The sequence below is a fragment of the Caulobacter sp. BP25 genome (assembly GCF_002737755.1).
Lineage (GTDB): Bacteria > Pseudomonadota > Alphaproteobacteria > Caulobacterales > Caulobacteraceae > Caulobacter.
This window is the reverse complement of the sequence record NZ_PEGH01000020.1, coordinates 313,225-334,486: the sequence shown is the minus strand read 5'-3', so window position 1 is coordinate 334,486 and position 21,262 is coordinate 313,225. Positions and strand designations below refer to the sequence as shown.

Below are 21,262 nucleotides of genomic sequence, written 5' to 3'. Positions count from 1 at the left end.
CCCATCCCGGCCTGACGCGGCTGTTCGGCAAGGGCTATGGCGTCGAGGCCCACACCTTCGTCGACAAGATGTGGGCCAGCTGATCGACGAGCCGTCGCGCAATCCGTCCGAGCGCCTCTACCAGGACATCCTGCCCGACGTCCCGCACCTGCCGGCCGACCGCAAGCGGCTGTGGACCTATTTCAAGCTGTGGCCGAACTTCGCCTTCGACATCTATCCAGACCAGGTGGACTTCATGCAGTTCATCCCGGTCTCGGCGACCCAGACGATGATCCGCGAGATCGCCTACGCCCTGCCCGACGAGCGGCGCGAGATGAAGGCAGCGCGCTATCTGAACTGGCGCATCAACCGGCAGGTCAACGCCGAGGACACAGAGCTGGTCGCCCGCGTGCAGCAGGGCATGGCCTCGCGGACGTTCACGGCGGGGCCGCTGGCGACCAGCGAGGTGAGCTTGCGCAGCTTTGGCCGGAAATTGCGGGCGCTGGTTCCGGAGGCGCGGATGCCGAGGCCGCCGGAGGGGTGGTGAGGCTGCTGAGCGCCCCCTCCACCGCTTCGCGGTCCCCCTCCCCCGTTTCACGGGGGAGGATGACGCGGTTCCTCCTCACCCGCGAAGCGGGGGGAGGTGGCGCGGCGCGAATACGCGCCGTGACGGAGGGGGCGCAAAAGCGCGCCGCCTTCACCCGCGCCGCCCCCGACGTCCGCCGCCAGGACTTGGTCGCCGCCGCCGAGAGCGTGCTGGCGCGCGAAGGCGTGGGCGGAGCCTCGGTGCGGGCGATCTGCGCCGAGGCGGGGGTCTCGCCGGCCTGCTGCGTCATTATTTCGAGGGCGTCGACGAGTTAATCGCCTGCGCTTATGAGACCGTCGGCCAGCGGATCGACGGGGCGCTGGAGGCCGCCCTCGCCGCCGCGCCGCCCACGCCACGCGCACGGCTCCTGGCCTATCTGACCGCCAGCTTCGCGCCGCCGGTGCTGGACCCCAACCTGCTGGCCGCCTGGATCGGCTTCTGGAGTCTCGTGAAGACCAAGCAGCGCATGGCCGCCATCCACGCCGCTTCCTACGCCGATTTCCGGGCGCGGCTTGAGCGGCTGCTCGCCGAGGCGGGCGCGCGAGACACGCGCCCAGCAGCGATCGCCCTGACCGCGACCGTGGACGGACTATGGCTGGAGCTGTGCCTGGATCCGACGACCTTCGGCCCGGGCGAAGCGGCGGGAATCATCGCCCGCGCCCTGGGAGCTTGGCTCCCGGAAGAGACTTAAAGTTTCCAGTCTTCCCAGCGAAAACCGGGAATGGAAGACGCTGGGGCTCGCTGTCGTTGCAGCGCCAATCCCACCACCCCTGCGCTTCAGTTTCGGCTTTCGCCGGGAAGACCGGGCGCCCCCTTCTCTTGGACCGTAATGTCCGCCCTCGGCTTTTTTGGGGCGGCGCTACGCTCGATCCTTATTGGGCATGTCCGCCGACCCGTTACGCGGTCGCGGAGATCACACTCTGAACACTTGGCCGAAGACCTTCCGCACGTCTTGCACGACTTCGCGCAAGCGCGAAAGGCCTAGGCCGCCGCTTGGTGGGCGGCGCGGTTGCGCCCCCAGGCCGGGGTGCGGATTTCCGGCTCGAACACGTGAACCTCGGCCTTGCGGCCCTGCTCACGCATGTGGCGCGCCAGCAATTGGGCCAGGGCTTCGGCTTCGTGTTGCGAGGAATAGCAGCCGATCTTTTCGGCCGAGTCGTTCCAAGACACATGCCACACACCAGCGACGGGGCGGACGTAGTAGTGATTCTCGGTCATAGCGACCTCCTGGGACGACTTAACGTGGTGATAACCACGTTTACATGACAGTTGTTTCGCGACTGCACAATCAAATTGCGCTGCAATGCACAATGCATGATCCGGGCCAGTCGGAGATGTGCGGTTTTTCACCGTCGACGAGTAATCGCCATTTCGTCCAATCCCTTGTGCGGCTTGGGCTTTAGCCGATTTCGCGTGGCGAACCGTGGAGCCATGAATGTCCCTATCCGAGCCAGGAGGCAGGCCCTGCCCCGGATAGGGGTCTCAAATCAGGACGTGGCGACCCAAGAGCCGCCTCATCCGTTGGGGGCTTAGAAGGCGGCCGAGAGGGTGATCTGCGCCGTGCGATGCGGGCCGGGGCGGTAGTTGGCCGCGCCGGTCACGACGGTGGAGATCGTGCCCAGATAGTCCTTGTCGAAGATGTTATCGACGTTGATCCGGGCCTTGATGTCCTTCAGGGCGCCGTAGTTGAAGCCTTCCCCAAGGTCCACGTACATGTTGAACAGCGTATAGCCCTTGGTCTTCTCGTTGTTCATGAAGTTGCTGTAGCGATCGCTGATGTGGCGGGTGGACAGGTTGATCACCGCCCACTCGACCGGCTCGAACGTCACGCCAGCCTGGATGGCGATCTCGGGGAAGTCCGGAACGCTCTTGCCCTCCAAGTCGTAGTTCGTGACCGCCGTAGCGCTACGAACCGAGAAGCCGTCCTCGAACACCGATTTGTTATACGAGGCGTTGGTGTTGAAGTAGATCTTGCCGCCCAGCGCTTCCGGCTTCCACTGGCCGCTGAACTCCAAGCCATAGGCGTGTACGCCGCCGACGTTCTGATAGTAGGTCTCCAGGCTTGTGGTGCCCGGCAGGTATTCGCTGAACGACTGCAGGCGGTTTTTAAAGCTGGTGTAGTAGGTCACGATCGACGCGTTAAACGTCGGGTGGTTGGCGCGGTAGCCCAGCTCGATATTCTTCGAGGTCTCAGCCTTCGGCGTGGGCACATTCGTGGTCGCCGGCGTATAGTAGACCGCGTCGGCGCCGCGCGGCAGCGACATGTTCTCGGAATACGACGTGAACACCTGGCCGCGGCCGATCGTGTAGACCGCGCCCACCTGCGGCAGGAAGAGGTCCTCCCAGGTGGTCCGCAGATTAGCGGTCTGGCTGAAGCGGAAGTCCTCGCGGTTGCGCTTGCCCAGCATCTGGTAGTCGACACTCAGCATGCGGAAGCCCGCGTCGACCTTCAGCTTGCCGTCCGCCAGCACGATGGTGTCCTTCAGGAAGCCTTCCCAGGTGTCGCGCTTAGAGGTGTAGTTGCGCGTGCGATAGACGGGCTGGCTGAAGTTCGGCGCGCCTTCCGGCGAGCCGTCGGCGACGTTGTAGGTGTTCGACAGCTGGTGGTAGTCGTCGTCCTCATACCAGACGCCGCCCTCGATCTTGTGATCGCCGAAAGTCCAGCTCAGCTTACCGGTCGCGCCCTTGCGGATGCCGTCGATCTGCGAGATGCCAAATTGCAGGCCCAGCGGGGCGTTTAGGCCCGTCACCACGGCTCTCTGCTGGTTGTAGTAGGTCAGCGCCGTGTCATAGCCCACGCCGCTGGAGCCCCAGCCGTCCTTCTTTTCGTAATAGACCGTGCCGGTGAAGCGCAGGTTGTCGCCGAGGTCCTTGTCCAGGTTCACGCCATAGAGGTGGTCGCTCCGGGCGTTCAGACCGAACTTGTAGTACTGGGCATAGGCGGCGTTCGAGTACTTCAGGCCGCTCGATGTCGGCGGCAGGTTGGCGATATAGCCCACATAGCCGAAGTCACGCCCCTTGCGGCCATAGATGTCTTGGCCGCAAGGGGCGTGACTTCGGCTATGTGGCTATATCGCCAACCTGCCGCCGACATCGAGCGGCCTGAAGTACTCGAACGCCGCCTATGCCCAGTACTACAAGTTCGGTCTGAACGCCCGGAGCGACCACCTCTATGGCGTGAACCTGGACAAGGACCTCGGCGACAACCTGCGCTTCACCGGCACGGTCTATTACGAAAAGAAGGACGGCTGGGGCTCCAGCGGCGTGGGCTATGACACGGCGCTGACCTACTACAACCAGCAGAGAGCCGTGGTGACGGGCCTAAACGCCCCGCTGGGCCTGCAATTTGGCATCTCGCAGATCGACGGCATCCGCAAGGGCGCGACCGGTAAGCTGAGCTGGACTTTCGGCGATCACAAGATCGAGGGCGGCGTCTGGTATGAGGACGACGACTACCACCAGCTGTCGAACACCTACAACGTCGCCGACGGCTCGCCGGAAGGCGCGCCGAACTTCAGCCAGCCCGTCTATCGCACGCGCAACTACACCTCTAAGCGCGACACCTGGGAAGGCTTCCTGAAGGACACCATCGTGCTGGCGGACGGCAAGCTGAAGGTCGACGCGGGCTTCCGCATGCTGAGTGTCGACTACCAGATGCTGGGCAAGCGCAACCGCGAGGACTTCCGCTTCAGCCAGACCGCTAATCTGCGGACCACCTGGGAGGACCTCTTCCTGCCGCAGGTGGGCGCGGTCTACACGATCGGCCGCGGCCAGGTGTTCACGTCGTATTCCGAGAACATGTCGCTGCCGCGCGGCGCCGACGCGGTCTACTATACGCCGGCGACCACGAATGTGCCCACGCCGAAGGCTGAGACCTCGAAGAATATCGAGCTGGGCTACCGCGCCAACCACCCGACGTTTAACGCGTCGATCGTGACCTACTACACCAGCTTTAAAAACCGCCTGCAGTCGTTCAGCGAATACCTGCCGGGCACCACAAGCCTGGAGACCTACTATCAGAACGTCGGCGGCGTACACGCCTATGGCTTGGAGTTCAGCGGCCAGTGGAAGCCGGAAGCGCTGGGCGGCAAGATCTACTTCAACACCAACGCCTCGTATAACAAATCGGTGTTCGAGGACGGCTTCTCGGTTCGTAGCGCTACGGCGGTCACGAACTACGACTTGGAGGGCAAGAGCGTTCCGGACTTCCCCGAGATCGCCATCCAGGCTGGCGTGACGTTCGAGCCGGTCGAGTGGGCGGTGATCAACCTGTCCACCCGCCACATCAGCGATCGCTACAGCAACTTCATGAACAACGAGAAGACCAAGGGCTATACGCTGTTCAACATGTACGTGGACCTTGGGGAAGGCTTCAACTACGGCGCCCTGAAGGACATCAAGGCCCGGATCAACGTCGATAACATCTTCGACAAGGACTATCTGGGCACGATCTCCACCGTCGTGACCGGCGCGGCCAACTACCGCCCCGGCCCGCATCGCACGGCGCAGATCACCCTCTCGGCCGCCTTCTAAGCCCCCAACGGATGAGGCGGCTCTTGGGTCGCCACGTCCTGATTTGAGACCCCTATCCGGGGCAGGGCCTGCCTCCTGGCTCGGATAGGGACATTCATGGCTCCACGGTTCGCCACGCGAAATCGGCTAAAGCCCAAGCCGCACAAGGGATTGGACGAAATGGCGATTACTCGTCGACGGTGAAAAACCGCACATCTCCGACTGGCCCGGATCATGCATTGTGCATTGCAGCGCAATTTGATTGTGCAGTCGCGAAACAACTGTCATGTAAACGTGGTTATCACCACGTTAAGTCGTCCCAGGAGGTCGCTATGACCGAGAATCACTACTACGTCCGCCCCGTCGCTGGTGTGTGGCATGTGTCTTGGAACGACTCGGCCGAAAAGATCGGCTGCTATTCCTCGCAACACGAAGCCGAAGCCCTGGCCCAATTGCTGGCGCGCCACATGCGTGAGCAGGGCCGCAAGGCCGAGGTTCACGTGTTCGAGCCGGAAATCCGCACCCCGGCCTGGGGGCGCAACCGCGCCGCCCACCAAGCGGCGGCCTAGGCCTTTCGCGCTTGCGCGAAGTCGTGCAAGACGTGCGGAAGGTCTTCGGCCAAGTGTTCAGAGTGTGATCTCCGCGACCGCGTAACGGGTCGGCGGACATGCCCAATAAGGATCGAGCGTAGCGCCGCCCCAAAAAAGCCGAGGGCGGACATTACGGTCCAAGAGAAGGGGGCGCCCGGTCTTCCCGGCGAAAGCCGAAACTGAAGCGCAGGGGTGGTGGGATTGGCGCTGCAACGACAGCGAGCCCCAGCGTCTTCCATTCCCGGTTTTCGCTGGGAAGACTGGAAACTTTAAGTCTCTTCCGGGAGCCAAGCTCCCAGGGCGCGGGCGATGATTCCCGCCGCTTCGCCCGGGCCGAAGGTCGTCGGATCCAGGCACAGCTCCAGCCATAGTCCGTCCACGGTCGCGGTCAGGGCGATCGCTGCTGGGCGCGTGTCTCGCGCGCCCGCCTCGGCGAGCAGCCGCTCAAGCCGCGCCCGGAAATCGGCGTAGGAAGCGGCGTGGATGGCGGCCATGCGCTGCTTGGTCTTCACGAGACTCCAGAAGCCGATCCAGGCGGCCAGCAGGTTGGGGTCCAGCACCGGCGGCGCGAAGCTGGCGGTCAGATAGGCCAGGAGCCGTGCGCGTGGCGTGGGCGGCGCGGCGGCGAGGGCGGCCTCCAGCGCCCCGTCGATCCGCTGGCCGACGGTCTCATAAGCGCAGGCGATTAACTCGTCGACGCCCTCGAAATAATGACGCAGCAGGCCCGGCGAGACCCCCGCCTCGGCGCAGATCGCCCGCACCGAGGCTCCGCCCACGCCTTCGCGCGCCAGCACGCTCTCGGCGGCGGCGACCAAGTCCTGGCGGCGGACGTCGGGGGCGGCGCGGGTGAAGGCGGCGCGCTTTTGCGCCCCCTCCGTCACGGCGCGTATTCGCGCCGCGCCACCTCCCCCGCTTCGCGGGTGAGGAGGAACCGCGTCATCCTCCCCCGTGAAACGGGGGAGGGGGACCGCGAAGCGGTGGAGGGGGCGCTCAGCAGCCTCACCACCCCTCCGGCGGCCTCGGCATCCGCGCCTCCGGAACCAGCGCCCGCAATTTCCGGCCAAAGCTGCGCAAGCTCACCTCGCTGGTCGCCAGCGGCCCCGCCGTGAACGTCCGCGAGGCCATGCCCTGCTGCACGCGGGCGACCAGCTCTGTGTCCTCGGCGTTGACCTGCCGGTTGATGCGCCAGTTCAGATAGCGCGCTGCCTTCATCTCGCGCCGCTCGTCGGGCAGGGCGTAGGCGATCTCGCGGATCATCGTCTGGGTCGCCGAGACCGGGATGAACTGCATGAAGTCCACCTGGTCTGGATAGATGTCGAAGGCGAAGTTCGGCCACAGCTTGAAATAGGTCCACAGCCGCTTGCGGTCGGCCGGCAGGTGCGGGACGTCGGGCAGGATGTCCTGGTAGAGGCGCTCGGACGGATTGCGCGACGGCTCGTCGATCAGCTGGCCCCACATCTTGTCGACGAAGGTGTGGGCCTCGACGCCATAGCCCTTGCCGAACAGCCGCGTCAGGCCGGGATGGGCGACGGGGATGTGCAGGCCGTCGGAATAGTTGTCGCTGATGTTTTTCCAGTTCACCGGGCGGGGGCGAAGCGTCACCCGGCCGAACGGCTGCAGGTCCTCGAAGCGGTAGTGGGCGACCTCGTGCTCGTAGGGCGCCATCATCGTGGCGACGCTGGGGCCTTCCCCTTCCAGGCGCACGAAGACGAACCCGCGCCAAATCTCGACCTCGACCTTGGCCAGCCCCTCCTTGGCCATGTCGAGCGCCGGATAGTCCTCGCGCATCGGCACGCCGATCAGTCGGCCTTCCAGGTCGTAGGTCCAGGCGTGATAGGGGCAGACGATCCGGCCGCAGTGGCCCACCGGCCCGTCCAGCAGCCGCGCGCCCCGGTGCCGGCAGACATTGGCGAAGGCCCGCGCGCCGCCGTCCTTGCCGCGCACCACGACCAGGCTCTCGCCGACGAAGTCGAAGGTGTGGAAGTCGCCGGGTTTGGGGATGTCGTTCAGATGGCAGACGATCTGCCACGAGGGCCGGAAGATCTTCTCCTGCTCTTCGCGAAAGAACCGCTCGGAGTGGTAGGTCCAGCCCGGCAGGCCCCAGTTTGCCAAGGGATCGTCGTTGGGGATAGCGGTCATGAGTTTCCGCTCCCTTCACTGTCATCCCGACCGGAGCGCGGAGCGCGGAGAGCCGGGACCACCCAAAGCGCTGGCGCTTGTCGCGGTCCCGGGTCCGCGCTTCGCTTCGCCCGGGATGACAGAGTTTGATCGCGAGCCATCACCGCCCCTCCACCGACAGCTTCACCGCCATCGTGAAGTCCTTGTCGCGCAGGATCTCGCGCGCCGCGTTCCGCCCCGGATTGCCCGAGACTCCGCCGCCCGGATGGGTCCCAGCTCCGCACATGTAGAGCCCGGCGATCGGCGCGCGGTGGCTGGCGTGGCCGAGGAAGGGGCGGGTGGCCCACAGCTGATCCAGCGACATGTGGCCGTGCATGATGTCGCCGCCGATCAGGCCGAACTTTCGCTCCAGATCCAGCGGCGACAGGATCATCCGCCCCAGAACGGAAGCCTTGAAGCCCGGCGCCCAGCGTTCGACCGTGTTGATGATCAGGTCGGCCGCTGCCTCGCGCTCGTCGTCCCACGACCGGCCGTCTGGCAGGGTGGGAGCGAACTGCTGACAGAACAGGCTGGCCACGTGCTGGCCGGGCGGGGCCAGGGACGGGTCGATGGTCGAGGGGATCAGGATTTCAACGATCGGCGCCTTGCTGATCCCGCCCGCCTTGGCGTCGCGATAGGCCGCGTCCATGTAGTCCAGGCTGGGCGCGATCACGATGCCCGACTGGTGATGCTCGGCCGCGTCCTTGCCCGGCAGGCAGGTGAAGCTGGGCAGCTCGGACAAGGCCACGTTCATCCTGAACGTGCCCGACCCGTTCTTGTAGCCGTCCACCGTCTTGCGGAAGTCGGGCGCGAGGGCCGAGGGCGGGACCAGCTTTTTGTACAGCAGGGCCGGATTGACGTTGGCGCTGACGATCGGGGCCATGATCTGGCGGCCATCGACTAGCTGCACGCCGACGGCCTTTTTTCCATCCACGTGAACCGCCTCGACTGGCGCGTCGAGCAGGATCTCGACCCCAGCCGCCTCGCAGGCCTTGGCCATGGCCTGGGTGATCGAGCCCATGCCGCCGACCGCGTGGCCCCAGGCGCCCTTCTTGCCGTTCACCTCGCCGAAGGTGTGGTGCAGCAGCACATAGGCCGAGCCCGGTGTGTCGGGGCTGGCGAAGTTGCCGACCACGGCGTCGAAGCCGAAGGCGGCCTTGACCGGATCGCTCTCGAACCAGCCGTCCAGCACGTCGCGGGCGCTCTTGGTGAAAAGATCCAGCAGGTCACGCTTGCGCTCGCGCGGCAGCATCGCCAGACGCCCGCCCTGGCGCAGGGCGCGCAGGAACCCGGGCAGGCCGTCGCCCAGGTTCGGTGGCGTCTCCTGGGCGAAGGCGCGCAGCACGTCACCGATCTCGTCCAGCATGGCATAGTAGGCCGGCAGCACCTCGGCGTCGCGGCGGCTGTACTTGCGGAATTCCTCCTGGGTGCGCTCCAGGCCCCCGCCCAGCTTGATGTACTTGTCGTCGCTGATCGGCAGGAAGTTCGAGATCGGCCGCTCCAGGAAGGTTAGGCCCAGTTCGCGCAGGCCCATGTCGGCGATCACGCGCGGGTTCAGCAGGCTGACCGTGTAACTGGCCACCGAGTTGCGAAAGCCCGGGTGGAATTCCTCGGTCACCGCCGCCCCGCCGACCACGCCCCGCGCCTCGCAGACAGTGACCTTCAATCCCGCCTTGGCCAGGTAGAAGGCGCAGACGAGGCCGTTATGCCCCCCGCCGATGATGACGGCGTCGCGGGTCTGGGTCGCGGCCATGGTTGTTCTCTCCGGAGTGATGGAGGAGTGTTGCTGTACGATCGTACAATAGGCAAGGGGCGGCGACCCACGCCACGTCGTGGCGCCAATGTGCGTTGAATCCGCGCGTCTGCGCCTCTAGATCAGCGCCTTCTCTTTCCGGGAAGGATCCCACCTCATGGCCAAGCTTCTGCCGCTCCAGTCGTTCAGCCTGCAGGAGACCGAGGACGGCTACCGTCTGCTGGTCTCGGCCATCGGCGGGGAGTCGCTTTACGTCTCGATCACGGCCGACCAGATGGACGACATCATCGACAGCCTTGAGAACGCCATGGGCGGCGAGGAAGGCGGCGAGGGCGAAGAGGATGACGGAGAGTACTGAGCCGACACCATTATCTCCCGTCATTCCCGCCCTTGTGGCGGGAACCTCTCTATCGGCCGCAGGTGCGGGAGGGGCGGACTGCTGAGCAGTCCGCTTGCATCTCACGTATCAGCTGAACCAGGGGTTCCCGCCACAAGTGTTCAGACCGGGGACATGCCTGACGGTTGTTCGGGGAGATAGCTGACACATCATCGGCTGGATGAGGCTCTTGAGGAGTGCGGTCCATGCCTTGGCGCGAGGTGTCGGCGATGGAAGAGCGGCGGGCGTTTGTCAGGCTTGCGCTGCTGGAGGGAGCCAACCGGCGGGAGCTATGCCGTCGGTTCGGGATAAGTCCGGACGTGGGCTACAAGTGGCTGGCGCGGGCGGCGGCGGGGGATGAGGGGCTGGCGGACCGCTCGCGTCGACCGCGTGAGAGCCCAGGACGCAGCTCATCGGAGATCGAGGCTGCGGTGCTGACGGCGCGGGAGGCGCATCCGGCCTGGGGGGCGCGCAAGCTGAAGGCCTGGCTGGAGGCGCGCGGAACGGCCGCGCCCGCGGTGTCGACGGTGCACGCGATCCTGCGCCGGCATGGGTTGATCGAGGCTTTCCCGCCCTCACCGGGCAAGGCCTGGAACCGGTTCGAGAAGAGCCATCCCAACGAGCTTTGGCAGATGGACTTCAAGGGCTGGATCAAGCTGACCAACGGCGAGCGCTGCCATCCGCTGACGATCCTGGACGACCATTCGCGCTTTTCGCTTGGCCTGCAGGCTTGCGCCGACCAGCGCGGCGCCACCGTCAAGGCTCACCTGGAGCGGGCTTTCCGCCATCACGGCCTGCCTCAGGCCTTCTTCGTCGACAATGGACCGCCCTGGGGCGAGGCCAGTGGCGAGCGTTGGACGCGACTGGCTGTCTGGCTGCTCAAGCTGGGCGTCCAGGTGCTCTACAGCCGCCCCTACCATCCTCAGAGCCGGGGCAAGATCGAGCGCTTCCACCGCTCCCTGGCCGCCGAGGTCTTCGACCTGCAGCCCTTCGACAGTTTCGCTCAGGTCCAGCGCGCCCTGGATCGCTGGCGCGAACTCTACAATCACGAGCGTCCCCACGAAGCGCTCGACCAGGCTTGTCCCGCCAGTCGCTATCGGACCAGCCCAAGATCCATGCCCCGCCAAGCCCCCCAGCCCCAGTACGACAGCGCCGATATCCTCCGCACCGTCTCCACCACCAAGGCCTACGTCCAGTTCAAGGGCCGCTTCTGGCGGGTCCCTAAGGCCTTCCAAGGCGAAACCCTCGCTCTGCGCCCCCTGGAACGCGACGGCCTCTACGGCGTCTTCTTCGCCTCACACCAGATCGCAACCATCGACTTGACCCTTCCCAAAAGTGTCCGCCATGTCTCCGAACAGGTGTCCGCTATCTACCCGGTCTGAACAACAAGGGCGGGAATGACGGGTGGAATTGAAAAATTAGACCGCTTGTAACGATAGAGCACGGCCATCGTCCAAGGTGACGGTGAGGCCGTCTATCGTTCCCACGCGCCGATTTCCATCATCGGTAGTCAAGAAAACATCGTTCCCCTGGAATTCGTAGTCCATGGTTGTCCCGAAGAGGCAAATACGGCCGTAAGGTTGGTTTCCACGATCAGCCATAGTCAATATCCAGAATCGCAATATTGAATAAAAGCTTGTCGGAAATTTCGCAAATCCCGAAGCTGTTTTTCATATTGCTTTGATATTTGAGACTTCGCGCAGCCCCCGCGCCAGGGTCGCGCGCTTACCCGCCGCGCCCAGCGAGATTCTCAGCCCTTCGCCCGAGACGCCCGGCGCTCTGAACGCCTCCGCGCCCACCAGCGCCAGGCCACGTTCCTTCGCCGCCCAGTCGGCCCGGGCGTCCGTAAGCCAGACATGCAGGCTCTCGGCTCCGCCCACGGCGGCCGGCAAAAGCTCGGCCGCCAGCGCCCGCCGCGCCACGGCCTCTTCGCGCACGCCGGCGAGCACCCGCGCGGCCACGCCCTCGCGAATCCAGCTGGTCGCCACGGCCGCCATCAGCGGCGGCGGCATCTGGGCGATCGCGTGCAGGGCGCCCGCGAAGCTCTCGGCCCGTCCGGGCGGCGTCACGACATAGGCCACGCGTAGCCCGGGCGAGAGCGTCTTGGCGGTGGTGGCGACATGGAACACGCCCTCTGGCCAAAGGCTGGCCAGGGCAGGCGGAGGCGCGGCGGGCAGCAGGCCGTAGGCGTCGTCCTCGATGATCATCACCCCAGCCGCGCGGGCGAGCGCCACGACCGCCTCTCGGCGAGAGAGGCTCATGGTCGCCGCCGTCGGATTCTGGAAGGTCGGGGTGCAGCAGAGGAGGCGAGGGCGGTGCTCGGCGATCAGTCGCGCCAGGGCCTCCGGCTCCAGCCCTTGCTCGTCGAGGGCGCAGCCGACCACCGTCAGCCCCCGCCGCGCCGCTGTCGCCAGCAGCCCCGGATAGGCGAAGGCTTCGGCCAGGATCGTATCGCCGGGCGTGGTCAGGTGGTCGAGCAAGGCCGAGAGCGCGGTCTGGGCGCCGCTGGCCACGACGACGCGGGTTGGATCGACCTGCCCGAGACTTAGCGCCAGCCAGGCCGCGCCGGCTGTCCTCTGCGCCAACGAGCCCGCGCCCGGGTGATAGGCCATCAGCGTCGCCGGATCGGTGCGGGCCAGGATCGCCGTCGTGGTCTCGTGCAGCAGGGTCGCCAGGTTCAGGCCTGCGGGCGGCGGCGGCAGGTTCATCGACAGATCCACGAGGCCGGCCTCGTCCGCTTCCGTCCGTGAGCGGATGAAAGTGCCGCGCCCGGTCGTCCCTTCGATGAGCCCGCGCTCGCGCGCCAGGGCGTAGGCGCGGGTGACGGTGGTGAAGTCGATGCCCAGCCGTCGGGCGATCTCCCGCTGAGGCGGGATTTGATCGCCCGGCTGCAGCTCGCCGTCGGTCACCGCGTTTTCCAGGGCCTGGGCGATCCGGCGGTAGGCGGGCCCCTCCAGCGCCTGAGTGTGGCGTAACCACGCGGCGGCGAGATTCGGTGACCCCTTAGTTGCGCCCATTAGCTTGCGTCCATACATTATGCCTAGAATGTATGGATCAATCCTGCGATTGTAGGAAGGGGTCTTCGATGGCCGACGACGTGTTCTACGACTCTCCGACCCCGGTCGAGGCCGGTCTCAAGTGCTGCTGCCCTCGCTGCGGCCAGGGCAAGCTGTTCCAGGGCTTCCTAAAGCTGGCGCCCAAGTGCGAAGCGTGCGGGCTGGACTACAGCTTCGCCGACCCGGCCGACGGCCCGGCTTTCTTCGTGATGAGCGGCGTCGGCATCGTGGTGACGGCCTTCTTCGCCTGGGCGGAGGTCGTCTGGCAGCCGCCGATCTGGGTGCACCTGGTCACGACCTTCCCGGCCCTGATCGTGGGCTGCCTGGCGACCTTGCGACCCGTGAAGTCATGGCTGGTCGCCGCGCAATACATCAACAAGGCCGAGGAAGGCCGCTTCGAGAGCCTGGGCAAGCACGAGTTCGACGAGCGACGGCTTTAGAAACTGCCATCCCGGCCAAGCGCATCGCGCGCCGAGCCGGGACCGCCGAAAATGCCGAGCTTTCCGAGGTCCCGGCTCTCCGCTTCGCTGCGGCCGGGATGACAGTTTTGAAGGCTACACCCCCAGCGTCCCCGCCACCTGCCGCGTCGCCGCATTGAGCCGGTTCCAGACGTTGATCGCGCAGATGCTGATCAGAAGGCCGGCCAAAGCCTTCTCGTCATAGTGCCGGGCGGCCTCGTTCCAGACCTCGTCCGAGACCGGATCGGCCTTGTCGGCGACGCGGGTCACGGCCTCGGCCAGGGCTAGGGCGGCGCGTTCGGCGTCCGTGAAGTAGGGCGTGTCGCGCCAGCCGGCGACCGTGGCCACGCGCTCGGGGCTTTGCCCGGACTTCAGGGCCCCGCGGGCGTGCATCTCCAGGCAGACGCCGCAGCCGTTGATCTGGCTGACGCGCAGGTGCAGCAGTTCGTGCAGGGTGTCGGGCACGCCCTCGACATAGGCGGACTTGGATAGCGCCATCATCGCCTTCATGGCGTCTGGCAGCAGGTGGGCGGGTTGGGTCATCCTGGCGTTCATTTGGCGAGCTTGCATAGAAGTCTCCTTGAGCTTTGCTGACGCCGCCGGTCACATCCGGCGATTTCGTTTCGTCGAAGAGGTGACGAAGCCCGACGGAGCGATGTGACGGATGCCGCCAGAAAACTTTCTCGCCGAGCGTTTCGAAGCCGACCGCGCTCGCCTGCGGGGCGTCGCCTACCGCATGCTGGGCTCGCTGCCCGAGGCCGAGGACGCGGTGCAGGAGGCCTGGCTGCGCCTGTCAAGGAACGGCGCAGACGGCGTCGACAACCTGTCGGCCTGGCTGACCACCGTGACCTCGCGCGTCTGCCTGGACATGCTGCGCGGCCGCAAAGCGCGGCGCGAGGACGCGCTGGACGGCGGTCCGGAGCCCTCGGTCAGCGGCGAGGACGCCATCGAGCGCGAGACGATCCTGGCCGACTCCGTGGGGCTGGCGCTCTTGGTGGTGTTGCGCGCCCTGTCACCCGCCGAACGCATCGCCTTCGTGCTACACGACCTGTTCGACCTGCCGTTCGAAGAGATCGCGCCGATCGTCGAGCGCACGCCCGAGGCCGCCCGCCAGCTGGCCAGCCGCGCCCGTCGCCGGGTGCGCGGCGGTGAGGCCTTGGACGCGACCCAGACGGCCCAGAAGAGCGTTGTCGACGCCTTCCTGCTGGCCTCGCGCACCGGGGACCTGGCAGGCCTGATGGCGGTGCTGGCGCCGGACGTTGTGGTCCGCTCCGACGTGCTGGGCGGCGGCGGCCAGGTGCGCGAGCTGCGCGGGGCGGAAAAGGTCGCCAACTTCTACAACGGCCTGGCCCAGACCGCCCGCACGGCCCTCATCGACGGCGCCATCGGCGCGGTCGTGGCCCCGCTTGGCCAGATGAACCGCGTGCTCGACATCCGCGTCGAGAACGGCCGGATCGTCGAAATCTTCGTGGCAGGGGATCCGGAGCGGTTGGAGCGGGTGGAAGTATCGCTGGTCTAGCGGCTACTTCAGCAACGCCTGACCTCGCCGGTTGAGCTCGTCCTTGATCTTGCCGGCGGCCATGCCCAACAGGCCTGGCAGGCTGACGTCGAGGCGGGCGTGGTCCTCCAGCACCTGGACGACGCCGGTGATCGTCTGGCCCATGGCGGCGGCCGTGAAGTTCAGGGTGTCGCCGGACCAGTTCTGGCTGAAGCGGCTGGGATCGCCGCCGGGGATCTGGCCGGCCATTTGCGATAGGCCGTCTTCCAGGCGGCGCTTGGCCTCGGCCGCGCCCAGTTGGTGGGGGATGTTGATGCTGACGGTCTTGGCCATGACGATCCTCTGAAAGCTCGCCCGGTGAAACGCGAACCGGACACCCCGGTTCTATACGTCCGTTTCTGGCGCAGGCGAAGACCAAGGTGATCCTCGCAAATGAGGCCCCTCGACAAGAAGAGCGACGACATGACCGATTTCGCCATCACCCCGCCGTTCGCCGCGCCGCGCCGCTTCACCCGCCCTCGCTTCGTCAGGCCGGGCCGCCCGAGCGGCCTGCTGGGCGCGATCCACTATGCCGGCGTGCTGCTGGTCTGGGCGGCGCTGTTCGTCGTCGACCGGCCCCTGGCGCTGAAGGTGATGGCCGAGCGCCGCGCGGACTCGCCCATTCCCCGTCGCTGGGGCTGGTGATCGCGGCCGAACGGCGCCATCCCTGCGGTCATGTCGATCGCCGTTTCCGCCCGCCCGGTCTCGCATCCGCTGAAGGCCCCGTTCCGCATCTCGCGCGGGGTCAAGACCGCCGCCGATGTGGTCGAGGTGATCGCCGAGGCTGACGGCCATGTCGGACGCGGCGAGAGCGTGCCCTATGCCCGCTATGGCGAGAGCGTCGACAGCGTGTTGGCCCAACTGGCGCCGGCGCTCTCCGCCGCCGATCCGGAAGCCGGCCGCGCCGCCCTGCCGCCCGGTGCGGCCCGCAATGCGCTCGATCTGGCCCTCTGGGACCTAAGCGCGCGGCGCACGGGGATCAGCGTCGCGGAGGCCACGAGCCTGCCGATCCCAACCGACCTCGTCACCGCCGTCACGATCAGTCTGGACACGCCCGAGGCCATGGAGGCCGCTGCCCGCGCCGTCGCCGACGCGCCGCTGATCAAGATCAAGCTGTCGGCGCAGGACCCCGCCGCCCGCCTGCGCGCCGTGGCGGCCGCCGCGCCGAACTCGCGCTTCATCGTCGATCCCAACGAGGGCTGGACCTTCGACATCCTGCGGGAGCTGAAGCCTCTCCTGGCTGACCTGCCGATCGCCTTGATCGAGCAGCCGCTGCCGGCCGGGCAGGATCAGGCGCTGGAAGGCTGGGACCCGCCATTCACCGTCTGCGCCGACGAGAGCGTCCACGTGGGCGGTGATCTGGCCGCTTTGCGCGGCCGCTATCAGGCGGTCAATCTTAAGCTCGACAAGACCGGCGGCCTGACCGAGGCGCTCGCCTTGCTGAAGGCCGCGCGAGCCCTGGACTTCCAGGTCATGACCGGCTGCATGGTCGCTTCGTCCCTGGGCGTCGCGCCAGCCCTGCACCTGGGCGGCGCCAGCGACTTCGCCGATCTCGACGGCCCCTGGTGGCTGGCGGTGGATCACCCCGGCGGACTGCGGGTGCGGCGCGGACGGATCACGCCGCCCGCGCCGGGGTTCTGGGGAGATGGGAAGCGCGCCGAAGGCCTGTGTCTCTAGGCCCGCTCTAACGAATCCCCGGCACATGCAGGGCCGCGTCGCGTTCGGCCTTCTGCTTGTAGGCGAGGTCGCCGTACTTGGACATTTCCATGCGGGCGATGGTGCGGCAGTGGACCTCGTCTGGACCGTCTGCCAAGCGCAGGGTGCGGATGCCGGCATAGAGCTTGGCCAGGCCAAAGTCGGTGGTGACGCCGCCGCCGCCGTGGGCCTGGATGGCGTCGTCGATCACCTTGAGCGCGATGCGCGGGGCGGCGACCTTGATCATCGCGATCTCGAGGCGGGCCGACTTGTTGCCGGCCTTGTCCATCATGTCGGCGGCCTTCAGGCACAGCAGGCGGCACATCTCGATGTCGATACGGGCCTCGGCGATGCGCTGCTCCCAGACCGAGTGGTCGGAGATGTACTTGCCGAACGCCTTGCGGGTCATCAGGCGCTTGACCATCTTCTCCAGCGCCACCTCGGCCGCGCCGATCGTGCGCATGCAGTGGTGGATGCGGCCGGGGCCAAGGCGGCCCTGCGCGATCTCGAAGCCGCGGCCTTCGCCCAGGAGGAGGGCCTCCTCGACCGGGATGCGGACGTCCTTGAGGATCACGTCGGCGTGGCCGTGCGGGGCGTCGTCATAGCCGAACACCGGTAGCATGCGGACGACCTCGATGCCTGGCGCGTCCAGCGGCACCAGGACCTGGCTTTGCTGGCTGTGCGACGAGGCGGTCGGATCGGTCTTGCCCATCACGATCGCCACCTTGCAGCGCGGATCGCCCACGCCGGACGACCACCACTTGCGGCCGTTGATCACATAGTGGTCGCCGTCGCGCTCGATGCGGGTCTCGATATTGGTGGCGTCCGAGCTGGCCACCGCCGGCTCGGTCATCAGGAAGGCCGAACGGATCTCGCCGTTCATCAGCGGCCGCAGCCAGCGCTCCTTCTGCGCCAGCGTGCCGTAGCGCATCAGCACTTCCATATTGCCCGTGTCGGGGGCCGAGCAGTTGAAGACCTCGGATGCGAAGCCGACCTTGCCCATCTGTTCGGCGATCAGGCTGTACTCGAGGTTGGTCAGTCCTTCGCCTTCGAATTCGAAGGTGTCGTCGACATGGGTCTGGCCGCTGTGCGGGGGCATGAAGAAGTTCCACAGACCTGCAGCCTTGGCCTTCTTCTTCAGATCCTCGACCACCTGGACGACCTTCCAGCGCTCGGCGCCCAGGACGTTCATCTCGGCCTCGTAGGCCGGGATCGCCGGATAGACGTGCTCGTCCATGAACGCGTTGACGCGGTCCAGGAAGACCCGTTGCTTGGGGGAGATGTCGAAGTCCATGGCGTTCCCTCTGCCCGCTGGGCTTATCTCAAACACTTGTTTGAAGCATTTGTAGACCGCCATGCCGCGCGCGGCAAGCGTGCAGGGCGGCGTTCGTTTGCGTAAGTTGCGGGCCGCCGACTTGTCATCGGCGCGCGCCTGTCGGACAACGACGACATGCTGAACCTGACCGCTGAGATCCTGCAGGGCCGCCATGTCCGGCTCGAACCCGTCACTGTCGACCACCGCGACGAGCTGAAGGCCGCCGTCGACTGCGATCCCCAGAGCTGGGAGATCATGTCGGTCAATGGCTGTGGTGAAGGTTTCGACGACTTCTGGGGCGCGCTGCAGGGCGAGACCGATCGCGGCGAGCGGATCGGCTTCGCCATCCGCCGCCTGTCGGACGGCAAGGTCATCGGCACTTCCAGCTACCTGAATATCCGCCGTGTCCACTGCGGCCTCGAGATCGGCGCCACCTTCCTCAATCCCGAGGCGCGGTCGGGCCCGATCAATCCAGAGAGCAAGCGCCTCATGCTGGGCCACGCCTTCGACTGCGGCGCGATCCGGGTCGAGCTGGTCACGGACGTGCGTAACGCCCGCAGCCAGGCCGCTATCCAGAAGCTGGGCGCGACCAAGGAAGGCGTGCTGCGCAACCACAAGATCACCTGGACCGGCCACGTCCGCGACACGGCCGTCTTCTCGATCACCGACTACGATTGGCCCGGCGTTCGCCAGCGCTTAGACTTCAGGTTGTCCGAGGCATTTGTTTAAGGTCTGTGGCGCGTTGTCGCGGCATTAGTTACCAGAAGCAATTCGCAATACTCGGCGCTATAAGTTCCGTCGCATGGGCGGGATGGCATGTCTTCGAATTTGCATTGAACACGGCGCGCGTGAATCGGCCGTCGAGGGCGTGACTCCGGCGAAGATCGACAAGACCTCGTCCGCCTATATCGACGCTCATTGGCCGCCCCCCAGGCGCTATGGCCGCGTGGCGCCTGGCGCCTATGTGCTGGTCGATCCCAATGCCGAATACCTGGATGGCGAGGAGTTGCGTCACATGGCGTCCGAGCTGCAGCTGCGGCTGTTTGGCACGCAAGGGCGCGACGACCTCTGCATGCTCACCTTCGAGGGCGACGAGGAGCAGGTCCTCAAGTTCTCCACCCTGACCGAGGAAGAATTGTTGGCCATGCGCGGGGGCAAGCCGCCGCCGCCCGAGGGCCGCACGCGCGTGATCCGTGGCGACAGCGTGCAGGAGCTGGCGAGCTGGGGCTCGACGCCCCGCAAGGTCGCGGCCAAGCCCAAGGTCGAGGCGCCTACACCGATCCATCTGGGCTGGCGGGGCGTCTACAACCTGGCAAACCAGAAGTTCGAGAGCTCCGAGATCATGGTCGTGCGCAAGCCCGGCGCGCCGGAGCCGCAGGATGATTCCGAGTTCGCCGAGCACGATCTCCTGGCCTTCGACCGCGCCGTCGCGGCGCTGGAGGCTGATCCGACCCTGAAGGCGTGGGTCGGGGTGCGGATGTGGAGCGTGGTTCGCGCGGGCATCCGCGACGGCTACCAGGCGCGCCTGACGGCGCTGTCGCCCAACGTCCGCGAACGCCTGGCGGCGGTCGTCTACGAGGTGCCGCGCGATCTTCCGTTCTCGGCGATCGCTCCGCTTCGCGATCTGGTCCAGCCCAACTTCGCCCGTGTCTTTCTCAAGGTCCACGACCCCGGCTTCTACTGCCAGGCTGTGCCTGAAGGGCTGGCGTACGGCATCGTCCTGCAGCTCGAGGGCGACGACGAAAAGTCGCGCCTGTTGAAAATCCATCGCTTCCTGAACGACCGGAAGGTCTATGCCGGGCGTCGCCTGCGGCAGGGTCTGGCGGGGGTCCGCAACGCGCGTGAGCTGGAGCTGGCGCGGCGAATGGGGGCCAATACCGTCAAGGGACCTTTCATCAGCGGTCTATTCGCGACGCCCGTCGCCGAGCAGGAAACGCCGATCGATGAACTTCCGCTGGCCGTGTAAGAAACGCGGCCGCCTGCGTTTCGCTGGAGCCCTCAACGAATTGGCGAGGATTCCTACCTAGTGTTGCAAACATGACGGCCATCGCCTGCCTCCGAATCCTGTTCAATCCCGGCGGCGAGAGCCAGCCTGGCGAGGTGCCCAAGTCGAAAGCGCAGGCCGTGGCCGACGCTTTCCTCAAGGCCCGCTGGCGCGCGCCTCGCAAGTGCGGCGCCGTGGCGCCGCTGGCCTTCGTCCTGGCCGATAACCGTGTCGAGACGTTCGATCCCACGGAAATGCAGGCGCTGGCCGGCGAGCTTGAGACGGTGCTGTTCCCCGGTCGCCAGGGCGGCCAGGTTTGCTTGATGACCTTCGAAGGCGACGAGACGGCGGTGCTGAAGTTCGCCAGCCTGTCGCAGCAGGACCTGGCGGGCCTCGTCGCTGGCAAGGGCTATGGCGGCGCGGCTGGTCGGGTCCACGTGATCACCGCCGAGGCCGTGGAGTCGGTGCCCAGCACCCGCGCCGAAGCCAAGGCCCTGGCCGCCGAAAAGGCCGAGGCTCCGCCGACCGAGAAATCCAACAAGGCCGCCCAGTCCGCTCCCCCGGTGAAGGCCCCACCGCCGCCGCCACAGACCGGTTGGTGGGGCGTCTTTGATCTTTCCGCCAACGCTTTCGCCGGCTCGCTGATCGGCATGCGCGCTGACCTCGTCCAGCCTCCGCCGGAGGACGACGACAAGCTCCTCAAGCGCGACCTGATCTGCCTGACCGACGCCCAGGCGGCGCTGAAGACGGCGACCTTTGGCGAAATCCACGTGCCGTTCGGCTTCTGGAACCTGACCACGCCGTCAGCCCAGGAGTCCTATAAGAGCCGTCTGTCGCGCTATCCGCTGGACCAGCAGCCGCGCCTGGCCGCGACGGTCTACGGCACCCCGCGCGAGGCGTCGCTGGGCATGCTGCAGCAGATCCGCGCCTTCCTGAAGGGCAGCTTCGCCCTGCTGGATCTGCGGGTCGATGACGGCACCTTCCCGATCCACGGTCTACCGCCCGAGCTGATCGACAGCGTCACCCTGCTGCTGACCGGCGAAACCGAGTTCGACCGTCTGAGCGCGATTCAGAAGTTCGCTGAGCGCAAGAGTCTCTACGAGGGCAAGATGGTGCTCCAGGGCGTGGCCGGCGTTGGCTCGCGCGCGGAGCTGGAGGCGTGCAAGGCCGGCGGCATCACTCGCGTCCAAGGCCGCGCCATCACCGACCTGCTGGACAGGCCGCTCGCCGCCGCCGAGGGCGCGCCGGTGGTTCTGGGCTAGCG

Annotated in this window: 20 protein-coding genes and 5 pseudogenes; 15 read left to right on the top strand and 10 right to left on the bottom strand. The window is 66.5% G+C overall.

Features of this window, described 5'->3' with window-relative positions:
* Positions 1–526: pseudogene (locus CSW59_RS20465) on the top strand (RHO alpha subunit C-terminal catalytic domain-containing protein); the annotation flags it as partial.
* Here CSW59_RS20465 and CSW59_RS21975 read toward each other — a convergent pair.
* Positions 509–587, bottom strand: a pseudogene (locus CSW59_RS21975) (hypothetical protein); the annotation flags it as partial. The pseudogenes CSW59_RS20465 and CSW59_RS21975 overlap by 18 nt on opposite strands.
* Before the next feature lie 58 nt (positions 588–645).
* Here CSW59_RS21975 and CSW59_RS20460 point away from each other — a divergent pair.
* Positions 646–1,256: pseudogene (locus tag CSW59_RS20460) on the top strand (TetR/AcrR family transcriptional regulator).
* A 290-nt stretch (positions 1,257–1,546) separates the two neighbouring features.
* Here the strand turns inward: CSW59_RS20460 and CSW59_RS20455 are convergent.
* The gene (locus CSW59_RS20455; protein WP_099442266.1) at positions 1,547–1,783 is read right to left on the bottom strand and encodes a hypothetical protein; all 237 of its coding nucleotides are present in this window, start codon (positions 1,781–1,783) and stop codon (positions 1,547–1,549) included.
* Between the two features lie 311 nt (positions 1,784–2,094).
* A complete protein-coding gene (locus tag CSW59_RS20450; protein ID WP_236632285.1) occupies positions 2,095–3,564 on the bottom strand; it encodes a TonB-dependent receptor domain-containing protein in 1,470 nt (489 codons plus the stop codon).
* 73 nt (positions 3,565–3,637) lie between these two features.
* Between CSW59_RS20450 and CSW59_RS20445 the strand changes: the two genes are divergently transcribed.
* On the top strand, positions 3,638–5,098 hold the full coding sequence (locus CSW59_RS20445) for a TonB-dependent receptor domain-containing protein (protein WP_099445788.1): 1,461 nt from the start codon (positions 3,638–3,640) through the stop codon (positions 5,096–5,098).
* 311 nt (positions 5,099–5,409) lie between these two features.
* A complete protein-coding gene (locus tag CSW59_RS20440; protein ID WP_099442266.1) occupies positions 5,410–5,646 on the top strand; it encodes a hypothetical protein in 237 nt (78 codons plus the stop codon).
* 290 nt (positions 5,647–5,936) lie between these two features.
* On the opposite strand, the gene CSW59_RS20435 is transcribed toward CSW59_RS20440, so the two are convergent.
* Positions 5,937–6,548 carry a TetR/AcrR family transcriptional regulator gene (locus CSW59_RS20435; RefSeq protein ID WP_369825802.1) on the bottom strand — a complete coding sequence of 204 codons (612 nt, stop codon included), beginning with the start codon at positions 6,546–6,548 and terminating at the stop codon, positions 5,937–5,939.
* Positions 6,549–6,605: 57 nt separating this feature from the next.
* Between CSW59_RS20435 and CSW59_RS21580 the strand changes: the two are divergent.
* Positions 6,606–6,684 (top strand): annotated as a pseudogene (locus CSW59_RS21580) (hypothetical protein); the annotation flags it as partial.
* Here the strand turns inward: CSW59_RS21580 and CSW59_RS20430 are convergent.
* The gene (locus CSW59_RS20430) at positions 6,667–7,806 is read right to left on the bottom strand and encodes an aromatic ring-hydroxylating dioxygenase subunit alpha (protein ID WP_099445787.1); all 1,140 of its coding nucleotides are present in this window, start codon (positions 7,804–7,806) and stop codon (positions 6,667–6,669) included. The pseudogene CSW59_RS21580 and the gene CSW59_RS20430 sit on opposite strands and share 18 nt — an antisense overlap.
* Positions 7,807–7,945: 139 nt before the next feature.
* On the bottom strand, positions 7,946–9,577 hold the full coding sequence (locus tag CSW59_RS20425) for an NAD(P)/FAD-dependent oxidoreductase (RefSeq protein WP_099445786.1): 1,632 nt from the start codon (positions 9,575–9,577) through the stop codon (positions 7,946–7,948).
* A gap of 157 nt (positions 9,578–9,734) precedes the next feature.
* On the opposite strand from CSW59_RS20425, the gene CSW59_RS20420 reads away from it, so the two are divergent.
* The 3 genes and pseudogenes from CSW59_RS20420 to CSW59_RS20415 all read left to right on the top strand — a co-directional run bounded on the left by CSW59_RS20420 (position 9,735) and on the right by CSW59_RS20415 (position 11,335).
* Positions 9,735–9,935 carry a hypothetical protein gene (locus CSW59_RS20420; protein WP_099445785.1) on the top strand — a complete coding sequence of 67 codons (201 nt, stop codon included), beginning with the start codon at positions 9,735–9,737 and terminating at the stop codon, positions 9,933–9,935.
* Positions 9,932–10,070: pseudogene (locus tag CSW59_RS21575) on the top strand (hypothetical protein); the annotation flags it as partial. The gene CSW59_RS20420 and the pseudogene CSW59_RS21575, both read left to right, overlap by 4 nt.
* Before the next feature lie 89 nt (positions 10,071–10,159).
* Positions 10,160–11,335 carry an IS481 family transposase gene (locus CSW59_RS20415; RefSeq protein ID WP_099442224.1) on the top strand — a complete coding sequence of 392 codons (1,176 nt, stop codon included), beginning with the start codon at positions 10,160–10,162 and terminating at the stop codon, positions 11,333–11,335.
* A 288-nt stretch (positions 11,336–11,623) separates the two neighbouring features.
* Here CSW59_RS20415 and CSW59_RS20410 read toward each other — a convergent pair whose 3' ends face one another.
* Complete coding sequence (locus tag CSW59_RS20410) at positions 11,624–12,988, bottom strand: PLP-dependent aminotransferase family protein (RefSeq protein WP_201722873.1); 1,365 nt, start codon at positions 12,986–12,988, stop codon at positions 11,624–11,626.
* Positions 12,989–13,038: 50 nt separating this feature from the next.
* On the opposite strand from CSW59_RS20410, the gene CSW59_RS20405 reads away from it, so the two are divergent.
* On the top strand, positions 13,039–13,449 hold the full coding sequence (locus CSW59_RS20405; RefSeq protein ID WP_099445783.1) for a DUF983 domain-containing protein: 411 nt from the start codon (positions 13,039–13,041) through the stop codon (positions 13,447–13,449).
* 114 nt (positions 13,450–13,563) lie between these two features.
* Here the strand turns inward: CSW59_RS20405 and CSW59_RS20400 are convergent, their stop codons facing one another.
* The gene (locus tag CSW59_RS20400) at positions 13,564–14,037 is read right to left on the bottom strand and encodes a carboxymuconolactone decarboxylase family protein (protein WP_201722872.1); all 474 of its coding nucleotides are present in this window, start codon (positions 14,035–14,037) and stop codon (positions 13,564–13,566) included.
* Between the two features lie 94 nt (positions 14,038–14,131).
* Between CSW59_RS20400 and CSW59_RS20395 the strand changes: the two genes are divergently transcribed.
* Entirely contained in the window at positions 14,132–14,986 is an 855-nt protein-coding gene (locus tag CSW59_RS20395; RefSeq protein WP_099445781.1) for a sigma-70 family RNA polymerase sigma factor, read from the top strand.
* Positions 14,987–14,989: 3 nt separating this feature from the next.
* Here CSW59_RS20395 and CSW59_RS20390 read toward each other — a convergent pair whose 3' ends face one another.
* Entirely contained in the window at positions 14,990–15,298 is a 309-nt protein-coding gene (locus CSW59_RS20390) for a polyhydroxyalkanoic acid system family protein (protein ID WP_099445780.1), read from the bottom strand.
* 129 nt (positions 15,299–15,427) lie between these two features.
* On the opposite strand from CSW59_RS20390, the gene didA reads away from it, so the two are divergent.
* Both didA and dgcA read left to right on the top strand, forming a co-directional pair.
* Positions 15,428–15,649, top strand: coding sequence for a DNA damage-induced SOS-independent cell division inhibitor A (gene didA, locus CSW59_RS20385; RefSeq protein WP_099445813.1), 222 nt, complete (start codon positions 15,428–15,430; stop codon positions 15,647–15,649).
* A gap of 30 nt (positions 15,650–15,679) precedes the next feature.
* Positions 15,680–16,681 (top strand): N-acetyl-D-Glu racemase DgcA, encoded by a 1,002-nt coding sequence (dgcA, locus tag CSW59_RS20380; protein ID WP_099445779.1) that lies wholly within the window; start codon positions 15,680–15,682, stop codon positions 16,679–16,681.
* A gap of 7 nt (positions 16,682–16,688) precedes the next feature.
* On the opposite strand, the gene CSW59_RS20375 is transcribed toward dgcA, so the two are convergent.
* Positions 16,689–17,993, bottom strand: a complete 1,305-nt coding sequence (locus CSW59_RS20375; RefSeq protein WP_099445778.1) for an acyl-CoA dehydrogenase family protein — start codon at positions 17,991–17,993, stop codon at positions 16,689–16,691.
* A 156-nt stretch (positions 17,994–18,149) separates the two neighbouring features.
* On the opposite strand from CSW59_RS20375, the gene CSW59_RS20370 reads away from it, so the two are divergent.
* The 3 genes from CSW59_RS20370 to CSW59_RS20360 all read left to right on the top strand — a co-directional run bounded on the left by CSW59_RS20370 (position 18,150) and on the right by CSW59_RS20360 (position 21,260).
* On the top strand, positions 18,150–18,743 hold the full coding sequence (locus CSW59_RS20370; RefSeq protein WP_099445777.1) for a GNAT family N-acetyltransferase: 594 nt from the start codon (positions 18,150–18,152) through the stop codon (positions 18,741–18,743).
* Between the two features lie 139 nt (positions 18,744–18,882).
* Entirely contained in the window at positions 18,883–19,980 is a 1,098-nt protein-coding gene (locus tag CSW59_RS20365; RefSeq protein WP_236632284.1) for a hypothetical protein, read from the top strand.
* Between the two features lie 71 nt (positions 19,981–20,051).
* The gene (locus CSW59_RS20360; RefSeq protein WP_099445776.1) at positions 20,052–21,260 is read left to right on the top strand and encodes a hypothetical protein; all 1,209 of its coding nucleotides are present in this window, start codon (positions 20,052–20,054) and stop codon (positions 21,258–21,260) included.
* Positions 21,261–21,262 lie beyond the last annotated feature (2 nt).